The 15,922-nt window shown below is 69.7% G+C and carries 14 protein-coding genes; 10 read left to right on the top strand and 4 right to left on the bottom strand.

Annotated elements, in window-relative coordinates:
* A complete protein-coding gene (gene cydD / locus IG04_RS48710; protein WP_036016301.1) occupies window positions 1-2,994 on the top strand; it encodes a thiol reductant ABC exporter subunit CydD in 2,994 nt (997 codons plus the stop codon).
* Window positions 2,995-2,999: 5 nt separating this feature from the next.
* Complete coding sequence (locus tag IG04_RS0131290) at window positions 3,000-4,106, top strand: GAF domain-containing sensor histidine kinase (RefSeq protein ID WP_030480340.1); 1,107 nt, start codon at window positions 3,000-3,002, stop codon at window positions 4,104-4,106.
* Here the strand turns inward: IG04_RS0131290 and IG04_RS0131295 are convergent.
* Window positions 4,084-4,701, bottom strand: coding sequence for a response regulator (locus IG04_RS0131295; protein WP_030480341.1), 618 nt, complete (start codon window positions 4,699-4,701; stop codon window positions 4,084-4,086). The two genes, IG04_RS0131290 and IG04_RS0131295, sit on opposite strands and share 23 nt — an antisense overlap.
* Window positions 4,702-4,762: 61 nt before the next feature.
* Between IG04_RS0131295 and IG04_RS0131300 the strand changes: the two genes are divergently transcribed.
* Window positions 4,763-5,257 carry a GNAT family N-acetyltransferase gene (locus tag IG04_RS0131300; RefSeq protein ID WP_030480342.1) on the top strand — a complete coding sequence of 165 codons (495 nt, stop codon included), beginning with the start codon at window positions 4,763-4,765 and terminating at the stop codon, window positions 5,255-5,257.
* A 45-nt stretch (window positions 5,258-5,302) separates the two neighbouring features.
* Here IG04_RS0131300 and IG04_RS0131305 read toward each other — a convergent pair whose 3' ends face one another.
* A complete protein-coding gene (locus IG04_RS0131305; protein WP_084402049.1) occupies window positions 5,303-5,821 on the bottom strand; it encodes a macro domain-containing protein in 519 nt (172 codons plus the stop codon).
* A gap of 146 nt (window positions 5,822-5,967) precedes the next feature.
* Here IG04_RS0131305 and pheA point away from each other — a divergent pair, with 146 nt between their 5' ends.
* Entirely contained in the window at window positions 5,968-6,858 is an 891-nt protein-coding gene (gene pheA / locus IG04_RS0131310; RefSeq protein ID WP_030480344.1) for a prephenate dehydratase, read from the top strand.
* The gene (locus tag IG04_RS0131315; RefSeq protein ID WP_030480345.1) at window positions 6,855-7,448 is read left to right on the top strand and encodes a histidine phosphatase family protein; all 594 of its coding nucleotides are present in this window, start codon (window positions 6,855-6,857) and stop codon (window positions 7,446-7,448) included. Before pheA ends, IG04_RS0131315 begins: the two co-directional genes overlap by 4 nt.
* 27 nt (window positions 7,449-7,475) lie before the next feature.
* Here IG04_RS0131315 and IG04_RS0131320 read toward each other — a convergent pair whose 3' ends face one another.
* Window positions 7,476-7,826 carry a metallopeptidase family protein gene (locus IG04_RS0131320; RefSeq protein ID WP_030480346.1) on the bottom strand — a complete coding sequence of 117 codons (351 nt, stop codon included), beginning with the start codon at window positions 7,824-7,826 and terminating at the stop codon, window positions 7,476-7,478.
* Window positions 7,823-8,827: a septum formation family protein gene (locus IG04_RS43085; protein WP_245816636.1), complete on the bottom strand. Its 1,005-nt coding sequence runs from the start codon at window positions 8,825-8,827 to the stop codon at window positions 7,823-7,825. The genes IG04_RS0131320 and IG04_RS43085 overlap by 4 nt, the downstream gene beginning before the upstream one ends.
* A gap of 207 nt (window positions 8,828-9,034) precedes the next feature.
* On the opposite strand from IG04_RS43085, the gene IG04_RS0131330 reads away from it, so the two are divergent.
* The 5 genes from IG04_RS0131330 to serS all read left to right on the top strand — a co-directional run bounded on the left by IG04_RS0131330 (window position 9,035) and on the right by serS (window position 15,757).
* Window positions 9,035-9,706 (top strand): hypothetical protein, encoded by a 672-nt coding sequence (locus IG04_RS0131330; protein ID WP_245816635.1) that lies wholly within the window; start codon window positions 9,035-9,037, stop codon window positions 9,704-9,706.
* A 6-nt stretch (window positions 9,707-9,712) separates the two neighbouring features.
* Window positions 9,713-10,876 (top strand): glutathionylspermidine synthase family protein, encoded by a 1,164-nt coding sequence (locus tag IG04_RS0131335; protein ID WP_030480349.1) that lies wholly within the window; start codon window positions 9,713-9,715, stop codon window positions 10,874-10,876.
* Between the two features lie 21 nt (window positions 10,877-10,897).
* Window positions 10,898-11,353, top strand: coding sequence for a DUF350 domain-containing protein (locus IG04_RS0131340; protein ID WP_030480350.1), 456 nt, complete (start codon window positions 10,898-10,900; stop codon window positions 11,351-11,353).
* A 124-nt stretch (window positions 11,354-11,477) separates the two neighbouring features.
* Window positions 11,478-14,459, top strand: a complete 2,982-nt coding sequence (locus IG04_RS0131345; protein WP_063758338.1) for an AfsR/SARP family transcriptional regulator — start codon at window positions 11,478-11,480, stop codon at window positions 14,457-14,459.
* Between the two features lie 44 nt (window positions 14,460-14,503).
* Window positions 14,504-15,757 carry a serine--tRNA ligase gene (serS, locus tag IG04_RS0131350; protein WP_030480352.1) on the top strand — a complete coding sequence of 418 codons (1,254 nt, stop codon included), beginning with the start codon at window positions 14,504-14,506 and terminating at the stop codon, window positions 15,755-15,757.
* The last annotated feature ends 165 nt before the right edge of the window (window positions 15,758-15,922 follow it).

Consider the following 15,922-nt stretch of genomic DNA (forward strand, 5'->3'; position numbering starts at 1 on the left):
ATGAAACGAGGCCCGCTGGGAGCACTGCCCCAGCTCTCCAGGAACGCCAGGCGCGCCCTCGTCGGGGTGGGCGCGCTGGCGTTCCTCAACGCCCTGGCGCTCGTCGCCCAGGCCGTCGCGCTGGCGTCGGTGATCACGACCCGTGAAGGTCTTCCGCTGCTGGCCGTGGCGATTCTGGCGCGCGCGGGTCTGTCGTGGGCGACGGAGTCCGCCGCCGCCCGTGCCGCCGCCGGCGCGAAGGAAGAGCTGCGGACCCAGCTGCTGGCCAAGTCGTTCGAACGCGGTCCCGGCTGGATCGCCGACCGCGGCACGGCCGAGCTGTCGGTGCTCGCGACCAAGGGCCTCGACGCGCTCGACGCCTACTTCACCCGCTACCTGCCCGCGCTGGTCACGGCCGTGATCGTGCCGCCGCTGGCCGGTGCGTGGATCCTCTTCACCGACTGGCCGTCGGCCATGCTGATCGCGGTCACCGTGCCGCTGATCCCGGTCTTCGCCGCGTTGATCGGCTGGTACACCGAGAAGCGCGTCCGCAAGGCCGCCGACGTCACGGAACTGCTGAGCGCCCAGCTCCTCGAACTGCTCCGCGCCCTCCCGGTCCTGACCGTCTTCGGTCGCGCCAAGCAGCAGGCCGGTGCGGTGAAGCAGATCGGTGAGCAGCACCGCAAGGCCACGATGGGCACGCTCCGGATCGCGTTCCTGTCCGCGCTGGTGCTGGAGATCGCCGCGTCGCTGTCGGTCGCGCTGATCGCGGTCGGCGTCGGCATCCGGCTCGTGCACGGCGACATGACGCTGATGACCGCGCTGGTCGTGCTGATCCTGGCGCCCGAGTGCTACCTGCCGTTGCGCGCGGCCGGTGCCGCCCACCACGCCAGCGAGGACGGCCTCGAAGCGGTCCGGCGGGTCGCCGAGGTCGTCGAGCACGAGGACAAGGCCCGGCCGCGGCTGCCCGGTGGCTCGGTCCACGTCGACAACCTGCGCGTCCTGCGCCGAGGCGGTTTCGCGCCGGATGGCATCAGCTTCGATGTGCGGCCAGGGGAGATTTATCGTCTTGAAGGCGCGAGTGGTGCCGGTAAGTCGACGACGTTCCAGGTGCTGCTGGGCTTCGTGGAGCCGACGGACGGCACCGCGTTCGTGGCCGGCGACATCGCGTACGTGCCGCAGAAGCCTGCCTTCGCCGCCGCCACGCCACGCGGAGAACTGGAGCTCACGGTTCCCGGCGCCGAGGACATCGAGCAGGTCGCGGACGAGGTCGTGGCCGTGCATCTGCTCGACCGTCAGATCACCGACCTCTCAACCGGTGAACGCCAACGAGTCGCAGTCGCGCGCGCCCTGCTGAGGGTTCGGCACGGCGCGACGGTGCTGCTTCTCGACGAACCGACCGCGCACCTGGACCCGGTGACAAGTCGCAAAGTCGACAAAGCGATCAAGAGAGCCAGCGACACGGCGGCCGTTGTCCTCGCCTCGCACCGCGAGAAGGAGGCGATCGAGGACGAGACGTTCAACAGGGTCGTCACCGAGGAGACGCAGGCCGAACGCCCGAAGCGCCTGCCGATCCCATGGAAGGGCGCCGGGCTGGGCATCCTCGCGGCCGTCGCGGGCATCGCGTTGACCGCCCTGGCCGCCCACCTGATCGCCCGGGCGGCCGAGATGCCGCCGATCCTGACGCTGTCGGTGCTGGTCGTGGGCGTGCGGACGTTTGCGCTCAGCAAGGGCGTGCTGCGGTACGTCGAGCGTCTGGTCACGCACGACGAGACGTTCCGTCTCGCGAACGGCCTGCGCGCCGAGCTGTGGTTGCGGCTTGTGCGGACCCAACGGCGCGACGGGCTGCAACGGCTCGTGGAGGACACCGACACGGTTCGCGACCTCGTGCCGCGTGTGCTGCTGCCGCCGGTCGTGGCCATCGGCGCTGGTATCGCGACCACGATCCTGTTCGCGTTCATCGACCCGGCCGCCGCGCTGACGCTGGGCGGCCTGCTGCTCGCGGCCGGCCTGGCGGCACCCGCCGTCGCCGTGTGGATGGAACGCCGAGCCAGCACGAAGCTCGCCAGGGGCCGCCGCAAGGTCGCCCGCGACACGATCAACGCCCTCGTCGCCGCACCGGACCTCATCGCGCACGACGCCCACCACCGCCTGCTGGCCCAGCTGCACGCCGAGGACGTCGAGCTCGCGGGCCAGACCCGCCGGCAAGCGTTTGGCACGGGCGCGGCCACGGCGATCGTCCTGCTCGCGACCGGTGCGGCGGCCCTGCTCTGCGCCACGACCGGCAACCCGGTGCTGGGCCTGGTGCCGCTCGCGCTCGCCGAACCGCTGGCCGCCCTGCCTCTGGCCGCCCAGCAGCGCAGGGCGTTGCGGGAAGCGAGCGCGCGGCTGCAGTTCGACGCTCCGGAACGTCCCGAGCAGCCGCGCGGCAGGCGGATCCGGCTGGAGAACGTCGACGTCCGCTGGCCCGGCGCGACCGAGCCGACGCTGCGAGACCTCCACCTGAACATCGAACCCGGCACGCACGTCGCGATCGTGGGACCGTCGGGCAGCGGCAAGTCGACGCTGTTCGCGCTGCTCCTGGGGTTCCTGCAGCCGGAGCGGGGGATCGTCGAGCTGCCTCGCGCCACCTGGTGCCCGCAGGAGCCGATGCTGGTCAGCACGACCGTGAGGGAGAACCTGCGGATGTCGGGTCAGCACGACGACGAGGCGCTGCGGGAGGCCCTGCGCAAGGCGTGCCTGCCGGAGTGGGTGGACCGGCTCGACACGGTGATCAGGCCGGACCAGGTGTCGGGCGGCGAGGCGCAACGGCTGGCGCTGGCGCGGGCGTTGCTGCACGACGCCGACGTGGTGCTGCTCGACGAGCCCACCGCGCACCTGGACGAGCCGACCGCGCGCAGGTTGCTGGAGCAGCTCAGGCAGGACGGCAGGACGGTCCTGCACATCACGCACCGCCCGGACGAGGCGGCGAGGGCGGATCTGGTGCTGGACCTCGGCACACCCGCATACCGTTGAGAACCATGGACCCCTCTCTGGCGCGGCGCGTGCTCGTCGCGTCCACCGAGATCACCTCGGCGGCGCTGGAAGACCCGGAGAACGTGTTGCGGCTCGTGGTGGAGGCGGCCGCGGAGATCGCGGACGCCGACCTCGGCCTCGCCATGCTCGCCACCGAGGACGACGACGGCACGCTGACGGTGGAGGCGTCCAGCGGCGAGCCGATCGTCGCGACGCTGAGCCCGCGCAGTGCCGCCGCCAAGGCCGCCCGCACGGGCGTGCCGGTGATGGCCGACGACGTCACGAACGACCCGCGCACGGCCCCGTACGTGCCACCGCCGTTGCGCGTCTACGGACCGTTCGCGGTGGCGCCGTTCGGCACCTCGGACCGCAAGATCGGCGCTCTGGCGGTCTACCGCCGCAGGGACAAACCGCCGTTCACGCAGGAGACCGTGGACGTGCTGACGGCGTTCGCGGCCCAGGCGGGCCTCGCCGTCGTGCTGTCCGAGGGCTTCACCGCACGGCAGCGCGTCGCGGTCTACGAAGAGCGCGAACGCATCGCCCGCGACCTGCACGACGTGATCATCCAACGGCTCTACGGCGCCGGCGTGCAGATCAACCTGCTGCAGCGGCGGCTGGGCAAGAAGCTCGACGCGGGTCAGCGCGCCCGGATCGAGGAGGCCGTCGACCTGGTCGACGAGACGATCGCCGAGGTCCGCGCGACCGTCCGCAAGCTGCGCAACACCGACCCGGCCGACTCCGCCGACCTGCACGACTCGATCAAGGCCGAGGTCCGCACGGCCGGCGAGCTGCTCGGCTTCGCGCCACGCCTGCACGTGGCCGGCGACCTGGCGAACGTGCCGCGCAAGCACGCCGACGACGCGCGGGCGGCGTTGCGTGAGGCGTTGTCGAACGTCGTGCGGCACTCAGGCGCGACCAACGTCCAGATCGACGTACGGCGCGATGAGAAGCACCTGCTGCTGCGCGTCGCCGACAACGGGTGCGGCATCCCGTCCGGCGTGACTCAGCGCGGGCTGCGGCACCTCGCCGAACGGGCGAAGTCCGCGAGCGGGGACTTCCGCGTGGTGAGCTCGCCGAACGGGACGACGCTCACCTGGTCCGTCCCCGTTTAGCCACCCAGGCGGCGGCCTGCGTCCGCCGTTCCATGCCGAGCTTGGAGAGCACGGACGTCACGTAGTTCTTGACGGTCTTCTCCGCGAGGAAGAGCCGTTCACCGATTTGGCGGTTGGTGAGGCCCTCACCGATGAGTTCGAGCACGCGCTGTTCCTGGTCGGTGAGGCCGACCGGGGCCGGATTGCGCATCCGTTCGAGTACTCGGCTTGTGGTCGCGGGATCCAGAAGGGACCGTCCAGCTGCGACCTCGCGCACGGCCGTGACGACGTCCTGACCCCGAACCTGCTTGAGCAGATACCCCGACGCCCCGGCCATGATCGCGCCGACGAGCGCTTCTTCGTCGTCGAATGCGGTCAGCACGAGGCAACGAATGCCAAGGTCCCGCAACGACCGGCACAGGTCGACGCCGCTGCCGTCCGGCAACTGGACGTCGACCACCGCCACGTCGGGCGGGGTCTTCCGAGCCCGCGTCACCGCCTCGTCGACGGAACCGGCCTCGGCGATGACCGAGATGTCCACCTCGTCGTCGAGCATCTCGCGCAGTCCTCTGCGCACAACTTCGTGATCATCAACCAACAGAACGCGCACTGGCACGAATCCACCGTACGTCGAATGGCTGTTCCTGAGTGTGACTCGAATTGGCACAGTTCTTGTCATGGCAGAAGGCTCGGTACGACCGGTCGAGGAAGCAGATCGCATAGTTGTCGCCCGACTGGTTCTCGAGCTATGGGGAGCGCACACCTCCGTCGCGCACGGCGAGGTGTTCTTCCCGGCGAGTCTGCCGGGCTTCCTCGTGGAGAAGCAGGGCCAGGTGCTGGGCCTGCTGACCTACGTGGTGGCGAACCACCAGCTGGAGATCGTCACGATCGACGCACTTCGGCGAGGCCGTGGCGTCGGCACCGCGCTGGTCGACGCCACGGTCCGCCAGGCGCGCTCGCTCGGATGCAACCGGGTGCGCCTGACGACCACCAACGACAACCTCGACGCGGTCCGCTTCTACCAGCGCCGCGGGTTCAAGCTGGTGGCGCTGAGACCGGACGCGGTCCGTGAAGCACGCAAGCTCAAGCCCGAGATCCCGGCGGTCGGTGAGTTCGGTATCCCCATCACGGACGAGCTTGACCTGGAACGATGGGTTGCGCCACGGCAGTAGTCCACAGGTGTCCACAGCTTTGTCCACAGGTTGTGCACATGGGTCTCAGACGTGCAGTGGGTTGAACGCCTCGTCCCACGCGGCGGCGACCTGATGGGCGCACGTGGACGGTGCGACGCCTCCCACCCCGGTGCCGAGTCCCGGCATCGCGATGGTGTGGACGGCGTCGCGCACGAGCGTGCCGTCCTCAAGGCGGCCGGTGAGCCAGAGCATCAGCACGGCCCGTGCGGCGAGATAGGGATGGACGGTGTCGACCGGCAGCCGTTCGCCGGGCCGGCGCATCGTCGGAGCGCTGATGAGCCACGCCGGCTCGGTCTCGCCGGTCGCCACGATCTGCGCCTCGCCCACCGGGAGCTCACCGCCGTGCAGCGCGAGGACGGCGCTGCGGACGTTGTTCTCGACCTGGGGGAACGCCGTGGCGTAGACGGCGTCGATGCCACCGCGCATCCAGCCCTGCGAGTTCGCCGGGCTGACGATGGCCTGCGCGTGGATGTCCAGAACGGACCCGCGGTGCACCCGCACCCCGGCGCGGCCGTCCGCGACGGCGAGCCAGGCGTTCGCCATGGGTTCGTCGACCGCGCACAACACGAGTTCAGGCGCTAGAGCGGGCACGCCCCAAGCATTCCAGTTCGAACGGTCCCGGCGGAACCCAGGATTGGCCACCGACACAGGCGTGATTCGCGCCTCGTCGGCCGCACTACGCTGACTCGGTGCCTCGCATTGCGTACTTCGGACCACAGGGGACCTTCACCGAGCAGGCCGCCATGCGGTTCGAGGGTGAACTCGTTCCGTTCGAGACGATCCCGCTCGCCGTCGCCGCCGTGCGCGACGGCTCGGCCGACTTCGCGTGCGTGCCGATCGAGAACTCCGTCGAGGGCGCCGTGCCGGTGACGCTCGACGTCCTCGTGCGCGACGAGCCGGTCGTCGCCGTGGCCGAGACGGTGCTGGATGTCAGGTTCAGCGTCCTGGTCCGGCCGGGGACCACCGAGATCCGCACCGTCGCCTCGCACCCGCACGCGCTGGCCCAGGTCCGCGAGTGGATCGCCGCCTCGCTGCCCGGCGCGACCTCGATCGCCACGTCCTCGACCGCGGCCGCCGCCGCCGCCGTCGAGCGCGGCGAGTTCGACGCGGCGGTTTCCGCCCCCGTCGCCGTCAACCACTACAAGCTCGACGAGTACGCCACCGACATCCTGGACGTGCCCGACGCGCGCACGAGGTTCCTGCTGCTACGCCGTCCGGGTCAGCTGCCTGAGCCGACCGGCGCAGACCGCACGAGCGTCGTCGTGACCACCCCGAACCGCGTCGGTGTGCTGTCCGAACTGCTCACCGAACTGGCGTTGCGTGGCATCAATCTCACCGGCCTCGAATCGCGCCCCCAGAAGGGCAAACTGGGGACGTACCGCTTCTACATCGACGTCGAGGGGCACATCGCAGAGCCGAGGATCGGTGACGCGCTGGCCGCGCTGCACCGACACTCGCGCGAGATCCGGTTCCTCGGGTCCTTCCCGAAGGCCGACCACGAGCCCGCAGAGGCTCACAACGCCGAGTTCGCCGCAGCCGCCTCCTGGGTCGATGCTGTCAGAAAGGGCGAGCGCGGGTGAGATTGCTGCTGGTCAGGCACGGTGAGACGGCGTCGAACATCGAACGCAAGCTGGACACGGCGATGCCGGGCCCCCCGCTCACCGAACTGGGCCTCAAGCAGGCCCGCGAACTGGCCGACACACTCGCGGGCGAGCACATCACCGCCGTCTACGCGAGCATCGGCCTGCGCGCCCAGCAGACCGCCGCCCCGACCGCCGAACGCTTCGGCCTGCCCGTCCAGGTCCTGGACGGCATCGAGGAGATCCAGGTCGGTTCGCTCGAAGGCCGCAACGACACCGAGGCCTACAGGACCTACCTCGACACCGTGATCAAGTGGGCCGAGGGCGCGCTGGACGTGCCGTTCCCCGGCGGCGGCGAGACCGGGCAGCAGGTGCTGAACCGGTTCCTCGGCGCCATCTCGAGCATCCGGGCCGACGGCACCGTCATGGTCGTGACGCACGGCGGCGCCGGGCGGATGGGCGCGCTGGCCCTCGCGTCGAACGTGCCGGTGGAGCTGGCCGAGAACCTGCTGCCGAACACCGGGGTCGTGGTGCTGGAGTCCGAGGGCGACGGCTGGGTGTGCCGGTCCTGGGCTGGCGTCGAGATCTGACCTGGGTCCCCCTTGCGGGGGAGCCGCTCAGCCCCAGCCCAGTTCGTGCAGCCTGGCGTCGTCCACCCCGAAGTGGTGCGCGATCTCGTGCACCACGGTGATGATGACCTCCTCCACCACGTCCTCCTCGGTGTGGCAGATGTCGAGGATCGCCTCGCGGTAGATGAAGATGTGGTCGGGCAGCGCGCCTCCGTAGTCGGAGTTGCGCTCCGTCAGCGCGATGCCCTGGTAGAGCCCGAGCAGTGACGGCTCCTCGGGGTTGCGGTCCTCGACCAGCACCACGACGTTGTTCATCGCGTGCATGAAGTCGGGCGGGACCAGGTCCAGGGCCTCTTCGACCAGCTCGTCGAAACGAGCCCTGGTCATCTCGACGGTCATCGGTTCTCGGTGCTCGACGGAGGCGGGCTGGAGGAGGGCTTGTCGGGCTTGCCGGAGTCCGAGGGCTTGCCGGACTCCGACGGCGACTTGCCCGACTCGGAGTGCAGCGGGGCGCCGGTGGGCTCGTCCTGGGGCCTGACCGAGGTCGTCTGCGGCGGGTTCGCGGTGGTCAGCGGCGCGCCGTTGGGGTTGCGGACGCTGCCCTCCCACGCCACCAGGTTGGGGCCCTGGGGGACCGCGCCGATCTTGCAGTTGGCCTTGCGGGAGCCGACGGCCCAGCTCTCCTCGGCGCGCGTGTCCCACGTGACCAGCAGGTTCTTGGCCTTCAGGTCCGCGCCACCGGTGTACTCGGCGGCGATGGCCGCGCACTTCTCGGACATCGCGGCGTCCTGCGCCTCAATCGCCACGAACGGGCCCTCGGGATGCTGCACGACACCGACGATCTCGAACGCGTGCGGCTTGGCGCACTCGATCGGGTCACCCACCGTGTTGTTCTCGGCCAGCGCCACGCAGACGCCGGGGTCGTAGACGGAGGACTGGTCCTGGGTCTTCGCGCTACCGAACGACGGCAGGGGAGCGCCGGACGGGGCGGTGACCTGCAGACCGCACCTGAGCTGGCGATAGCCGCTCGACCAGCGGCCCTCGTCCGGGTTCAGGGTGCTGACGCCGTACTTGCCCTTGGGGTCGAGCTTGCCGCCCATGTAGGTGGTCGACGCCTGGGCGCAGTTGTCCTGCGCGATCTTCTCCCAGGCCTCGGCGTTCGGGAACGGCGCTTCCTTCGGGTACGCGGCGGTGATGTCGGCCGTGCCGGTGACCTCGAACTTGTGCGTGGCCGAGCAGTCGACCTTCTGCGCGTCCGACAGGTCGGCCTTCTCCCAGTTCAGGCACTCGCCCACGGCGGCCTCGTACGCGGCGTTGACGAGCTCGCGTTTGGTGCTGAGCGGGCCTCCTGCCAGCACGGACGTGAACGTGGACAACATCAGCAAGCCGAAAGCGCCCACGAATGCACCGGCCATCACAAGCCGCGTGTCGCGGATGTGACCGGATCGACTCAACCAACCGGCGCTCGGAGACATCTCATCCATGATGCCCGTGCCGTGTGAGACGGCTGTGCGCCGGGTTGGGTCGAGTGTTGCTATTAGGACACTCGTCACTCAATTGGCCCTGATTCAGCCGTCTCGCTAGGTACCTTGCCCGCGGGAGTGGTGATGACTGACAACAACCTGCCAGGACCTGGCCAGCCGACGCCCCAGCCTGGGTCGCCGTCGGGACAGCCCGGCCAGCCGCAACAGCCCGGCCAGCCACAGCAGCGGCCGCCGTACCGGCCTGCGCCGCAGCAGGCCGGCCCGAACCAGCCGTCCGCCAGGGGCAACGTGCGCCAGCAGCAGGCCGGCGTGACCAAGCCGCGCCAGGCCACGGTCGCCGAGCAACGCGCTCGTGCCGCCGCGCTGAAGGCGCAGCAGGAGCGGTTCGCCGCCGAGTCCGCCGCGTTCGAGAAGAAGCGCAAGACGCGCAAACGCCTGCTCATCGGCGGTGGCGTCACCGTCGGCGTGGTCGCGCTGGTCGCGATCTGGTACGCGGCCGCCAGCCCGAAGAACGTCAGGGCGCAGTGCACCGACTCGAACAATGTGATCGTCGACGACGACTACTGCGACGAGTCGTACTACCGCAGTCACGGCGGGTACAGCAGCGGTGGCTTCATTTACATCGGTGGCACCTCGTACCGCTACAACTACGGCGGCACGGGCTCCGTCGGCCAGAAGGCGGTCGGCGGTAGCTACACGGTCCCGAAGGGCGCGAACGTCACGACGAAGTCGGGCACGACCGTCCAGCGCGGCGGCTTCGGCGTCAGCAGTGGCTCCTCCGGCAGCGGAGGCTGAGCACAGTTGCGTCGTGAAACCTCACAGCCGCGGCCGAACTGGCAGCGGACGGTCTCGGACCAGGGGTTGGTGTTCGGCTCGCCCGCGAAGTACGCGAACGGCACCGACCGTCCGTACTGGGACGAGTCGGTGCACTACGTGTTCGAGATGAGCGAGGTCCTCTCGCTCGAAGCCGATGTCGAACTGCTCCACTCCATGTGCCTCGACGCGGTCGACAACGTGGTGCTCACCGAGCGGTACCGCGACTTCGGCATTCCCGAGTGGGTGTGGCCGCACATCGCCGAGTCGTGGCGCCGCCGTGACCCGCACGTCTACGGGCGCTTCGACCTGCGCTACGACGGCTCGGGCCCCGCGAAGCTGCTCGAGTACAACGCCGACACCCCCACGTCGCTGCTGGAAGCCGCGTACGTCCAGTGGTACTGGAAGGAAGACGTCTTCCCGGACGGCGACCAGTGGAACTCGCTGCACGAGCGCCTGGTCGAGCAGTGGAAGGAGATCGGCGCCAAGCTGCCCTCCAGCGAACTGCACTTCACCTGGTCGGGCGCCGACCCGTCCGGCGAGGACCACCTCACGATCGCCTGCCTGCAGGAGACCGCCGCCGAAGCGGGCCTGAACACCGTCGGCCTCGCGATCGAGGAGGTCGGCTGGGACACGTTGCTCAACCGCTTCGTCGACCTCGAAGAGTCCCCGATGGGCACGGTCTTCAAGCTCTACCCGTGGGAGTGGGTGGTCGAGGAGCAGTTCGGCCGCCACGCCGTCGAGTCGCTGCCCGGCACGCTGTGGGTCGAGCCGCTGTGGAAGATGCTGCTCTCCAACAAGGCGCTGCTCGCGATCCTGTGGGAGATGTACCCGGGCCACCCGAACCTGCTTCCCGCCTACCTGAACGACCCCGGCATGCTCACCGAGTACGTGCGCAAGCCGCTGCTCGGCCGCGAGGGGTCGAACATCCAGATCGTCGCGCCGGGCTACGAGACGCAGACCGGTGGCGTGTACGGCAAAGAAGGCTTCGTGTACCAGCTGTTCGATCCGCTTCCGGAGTTCGACGGCTACCGCCCCGCGTTGGGTGCCTGGGTCGTCGGCGACACGTCGGCAGGCCTCGGCATCCGGGAAACGGTCGGTCTGGTGACCGACGATGGCGCGGCGTTCGTGCCGCATCGAATTGTTGAGTAAGACTCCGAAAGGGAACAGGTAATGGACTACACGACGCTCGCGTTGGACCCCGGCTTCGGCTCGGCCATCGGCCGGGGCATCGGCGCGATCGCGCTGTACGCCGTCGTCGGTCTGGTCCTCATGGTGTTCGGCTTCTACGCGATCGACTGGACGACGCCGGGCAAGCTGTCGATCCTGGTCCGCAACGGCGCACCGAACGCCGTGATCGTCACCGCTTCCGGCCTCGTGTCGATGGCGTTCATCGTCGTCGTCGCCATCCTGAGCGCGGTCGGCAAGCTCGACGAGGGCCTGCTCACGTCGCTGATCTACGGCATCGTCGGCATCGTCGTGCAGGTCGCGGCCGTGCGGCTGCTGGAGTGGGTGACCCGCCTCGACATCGGCTCGATCATCGAGTCGGACAAGTTCGCGCCGGCTTCTGTCGTCGTCGCGGCGGCACACGTCGCCCTCGGCCTCGTGGTGGCGTTCGCGATCTACTAGGCCGTTCGGCTGTCTGGGACCCGGCGCCGCGTGTGGCGCCGGGTCCCTTTCGTTGTGAAGCGTGACCACGGGTCCACATTTGGTGCATCCTCCTAACTCGAAGGGGTGGCGTTGGGGGGATGTAGTGCGTGTGCTCGCGTTGGGGCCGGTCGAGGTGTGGAACGGCGGCAGACAGGTGGCCCTCGGGGGGCCCAAACCCAGAACGTTGCTGGTGGCGTTGCTGCTCCAGCTGAGGCAGGTCGTCCCTGCCGAACGGCTCGTCGACCTGATCTGGGACGAGTCACCGCCGCAGAGCGCAGGTGCCCTCGTGCACACCTACGTGTCGTCGCTGCGGCGGGTGGCCGGAGAGGCGCTGGTCACCCGAGCACCGGGTTACGTCCTCGACGTCGAGTACAGCGACATCGACGAGTTCACCCGGCACGTGTCGCTGGCGCGGCAGGCCGAGCGGGACGGTGATCCCGCGACCGCGTTCCGCCACTACGAACAGGGACTCGCGCTCTGGCGAGGTCCAGCGCTGCACGGGATCGACGCGAACTTCGCCAGGGGTCACGCCCTCGCGCTGGAGGAGTCGCGTCTGTCCGCGCAGGAAGGACTCGGCCGCTGCGAGCTGGCCCAGGGCAGGTTCGAGGACGCGATCGGACGCCTGTCCGCGCTGGCGCACTCCCACCCGGCGCGGGAGGACACGCGGCTGTTGCTGATGAGCGCGTTGTACCGGGCGGGCCGGCAGGCCGACGCGCTCAACGTGTACCGCGAGGCGCGGGCCTACCTCCTCGACGAACTCGGGATCGAGCCGGGCGAGAAGCTCCAGACGCTGCACCGCCAGTTGCTGGCCGGTGTGCTCGAGATGCCGCCGATCGCCACCGCGCCCGCGCGGGACGTCGTCGTGCCACACCACCTCCCACCGGACATCAGCGACTTCACCGGCCGGCAGGACGTGTTGGCGCGGGTGCTCGCCGTCGCCGGCGCGCCCGCGAACACGACGTCGACCCCGACCGTCGTCATCTCGGGCTTCGGCGGTGCCGGCAAGTCCGCGCTCGCTGTGCGCGCTGCTCACCTGCTGCGTCGCCAGTACCCGGACGGCCAGCTCTTCGCCGATCTCCGCGGTGCTGAGCGGGATCTGCGGTCGCACGAGGTCGTGGGGCGGTTCCTGGGCCTGCTCGGTGTGCTCGGCAAGGACCAGCCGGAGGGGATCGACGAACGCGTCGAGCTGTACCGGCGCCTGGTCGCCGATCGCAAGCTGGTGATCGTCCTCGACAACGCCCGCAGCGAGAGACAGGTGCGGTCGCTGTTACCGGGCAACCCGAACTGCTTCGTGATCATCACGAGCCGTTCCCGCCTGACCGGCCTGGAGGGCGCGGATCCCGTCGAGCTGGACCTCCTCGAGCCGGAGGTCAGTGCGGAGATGCTCAGCCGCATCGCGGGCGAGCAGAGGGTGAAGGCGGAGCCGGAGGCGGCCCGGCACATCGTCGAACTGTGCGGCGGCGTGCCGCTGGCCCTGCGTGCGGCGGCCGCCAAGCTGCTCGCCCGCCCTCACTGGCCCCTGCGCACGCTCGCGAAACGCCTCTCCGACGAACGGCGAAGACTCGACGAGCTCACCGTCGGTGATCTCGCGATCCGGTCCAGCCTGCGGCTGAACTACGCGGACCTCGACGCCCAGCACCGCACGGCGTTCCACCTCCTCGCACTTCTCGACATGCCCGACTTCGGCGCATGGGTCGCCGTGCCGCTGCTCCTCGTGGACCTCGACGAGGCCGAGGACGTCGTGGAACACCTCGTCGAGCTCAGGCTCCTCGACGTCGCGGGGGTGGATCACATCGGACGTGTGCGCTACCGCTTCCACGACCTGGTCCAGCTCTTCGGCGCGGAGCAGGCGTCTCTCGACGACGACGTCACCGCCGCGGTCGGCAGGCTCCTCGCCACGTGGGTGACGCTCGTCGAAGCGGGTTCGAAGCGGTTGCCACGGGTCACGCTGGGCCTGCGTCCCCGGCCCGGTGTGGACGAGGAGGTCGATCCACGTCTCGTCGAAGAGGTCGAGGAGAACCCCATGGGGTGGCTGCACTCCGAGACGGGTGCGGTCGTACGGGTGGTCGAGCGCGCGCATGACCTCGGGGTCGACGAGATCACGACGACGTTGATCACCTCGCTGCTGTCGTCGTCGTTCTCGGCCCGCAACGAGTTCGACGGCTGGCAGCGGACGCACGACGTCGCCCTCCGTGCCGCGCGTGCGCAGGGCAACACGGCGGCTGAGGCCGTCGTCCTGGCCGGGCTCGGGCAGCTGCGCTACGAGCAGGACGACTTCGACGCGGCTCTGACGAACTTCCAGCAGGCGGCGGACGGCGCGGAGCTGGTGGGCGACGACGCCACGTTGGCGGTGGCGCTCGTCGGACTCGGCACGGTGTACCGCGACCTCGCGTCGTTCGATCTCGCGCGGTCGATGCTGAATCGGGCCGTGCAGCTGGGTGACGACGAGATCGTGGCGGCCGCCGCGTACGGCCTGGGAGCGGTGGACCGCGACCTGGGAGATCTCGCCGCCGCGGAAGCCGCCCTCGAACGCAGCCTCTCGCTCTACCGCAAGCTCGACGACCAACGAGGTACCGCACTCGCTCTGCGTGGCCTGAGCCTGTGCCACCGGGCGTCGGGCAAGTACCTGGCAGCGGTCGAGTCGAGCAGGGAGGCCGAGGCACTGCTTCGAGCGGCCGGTGACGAGCTCGGGGCCGTGTACGCGGTGCAGTCGCTGGTGAAGGCCTCACTGCGAGCCGGGTTGTTCGAAGGCCTGGACGACCTGCTGGCCGAGTGCGTGGAGGTCTGCGGCAGGCAGCGAGACCGGTTCGGCCTCGCTCTGACGACGAGAACGCGGGGAGAGCTTTCCCTGGCCCTGGGCAGGCCTGACGCGGCCGAGTTGCTCTCGGAGGCGCTGGGACTGTGGACGGAGCTCGGCGCGCCGCTCTGGCGTGCGCGGACCATGCGCGACCTCGCCGCAGCCACGTCGGACGCCGAGACCTGGACAGCGGCACTGGAGCTGTTCCGGTCGCTCGGTGTTCGCGAGGCCGCCGAACTCGAGGGGATGACCGCGGCCGACTGGCTGTCGTCGACACGTCTGCCGTAGTGCCGGGCAATATGCGCTGGCGGTATCCCACTACTCTGTTGAGGGTGATTGACCTCAAGGTGTTGCGCGAGAACCCGGAGATCGTGCGCGCGTCGCAGCGTGCCCGTGGCGAGGACGAGGGCGTCGTCGACAGCCTGCTGTCCGCGGACGAGCGCCGCCGGGCCGCCATCTCCCGTGCGGACACCCTGCGCGCCGAGCAGAAGGTGCTCGGCAAGGAGGTCGGCAAGGCCAAGGGCGACGACCGTGCCGCGCTGCTCGTTAAGGCGAAGGACCTGGCCGGCGAGGTCAAGGCCGCCGAGGCCGAGCAGCACGCCACCAACGACGAGGTCCAGGAGCTCCTCGCCAAGATTCCGAACCTGGTGCACCCGGACGCGCCGGTCGGCGGCGAGGACGACTTCCGCGTCGTCAAGACCGTCGGCGAGCCGCGCGAGTTCGACTTCGAGCCGGTCGACCACCTCGACCTGGGCACGAGGCTCGGCGCGATCGACATGGAGCGCGGCGCCAAGGTCGGTGGCTCGCGGTTCTACTTCCTCAGGGGCGTCGGCGCGCAGCTGGAGCTCGCGCTGCTCAACATGGCGGCGGCGCAGGCCACGGCCAGCGGCTTCGAGCTCATGATCACGCCCACGCTGGTGCGGCCGGAGATCATGGCGGGCACCGGCTTCCTCGGCGCGCACTCGAGCGAGATCTACCACCTGCCCGCCGACGACCTGTACCTCGTCGGCACGTCGGAGGTGCCGCTCGCCGGCTACCACGCCGACGAGATCATCGACGGCGAACGCCGTTACGCGGGCTGGTCGTCGTGCTACCGCCGCGAAGCCGGCTCGTACGGCAAGGACACCCGCGGCATCATCCGCGTGCACCAGTTCAACAAGGTCGAGATGTTCTCCTACGTCAAGCCCGAGGACGCCGAGGCGGAGCACGCCCGGCTGCTCGGCTGGGAAGAGGAGATGCTCGCCAAGATCGAGGTGCCCTACCGCGTCATCGACACGGCGACGGGCGACCTCGGCATGTCGGCGCACCGCAAGTTCGACTGCGAGGCCTGGGTGCCGACGCAGCAGAAGTACCGCGAGCTGACGTCGACGTCGAACTGCACGACGTTCCAGGCACGCCGCCTGAACGTCCGCTACCGCGACGAGAACAACAAGTCGCAGATCGCCGCCACGCTCAACGGCACGCTGGCGACCACCCGGTGGATCGTCGCCATCCTGGAGAACCACCAGCAGGCAGACGGCTCCGTGGTGGTCCCCCAGGCGATGCGCCCGTTCATGGGCGGCCTGGAAGTGCTCAAGCCGAAGTAGCCGAACGGCAAAGGCTGCGCCGGAATCATCCGGCGCAGCCTTCAGCAGGTGGATCAGATGATCGTCTTGTAGTTGGCCCAGTCGCCTTGGCCGCTCATGGTGCCGCCCCAGTAAAGGCGTCCCGCGCCGTTGCCGGCGAAGTAGACCATGGTGTTTCCGGGGTCG

The organism is Lentzea albidocapillata (assembly GCF_000719115.1).
Lineage (GTDB): Bacteria > Actinomycetota > Actinomycetes > Mycobacteriales > Pseudonocardiaceae > Lentzea > Lentzea albidocapillata.

Excerpts from the sequence above, each read along its gene's own strand:
- cydD (WP_036016301.1), top strand. The coding sequence starts at position 1 with ATGAAACGAGGCCCGCTGGGAGCACTGCCCCAGCTCTCCAGGAACGCC.
- IG04_RS0131290 (WP_030480340.1), top strand. The coding sequence starts at position 3,000 with ATGGACCCCTCTCTGGCGCGGCGCGTGCTCGTCGCGTCCACCGAGATC.
- IG04_RS0131300 (WP_030480342.1), top strand. The coding sequence starts at position 4,763 with ATGGCAGAAGGCTCGGTACGACCGGTCGAGGAAGCAGATCGCATAGTT.
- IG04_RS0131305 (WP_084402049.1), bottom strand. The coding sequence starts at position 5,821 with ATGGCGAACGCCTGGCTCGCCGTCGCGGACGGCCGCGCCGGGGTGCGG.
- IG04_RS0131320 (WP_030480346.1), bottom strand. The coding sequence starts at position 7,826 with ATGACCGTCGAGATGACCAGGGCTCGTTTCGACGAGCTGGTCGAAGAG.
- IG04_RS0131330 (WP_245816635.1), top strand. The coding sequence starts at position 9,035 with ATGACTGACAACAACCTGCCAGGACCTGGCCAGCCGACGCCCCAGCCT.
- IG04_RS0131340 (WP_030480350.1), top strand. The coding sequence starts at position 10,898 with ATGGACTACACGACGCTCGCGTTGGACCCCGGCTTCGGCTCGGCCATC.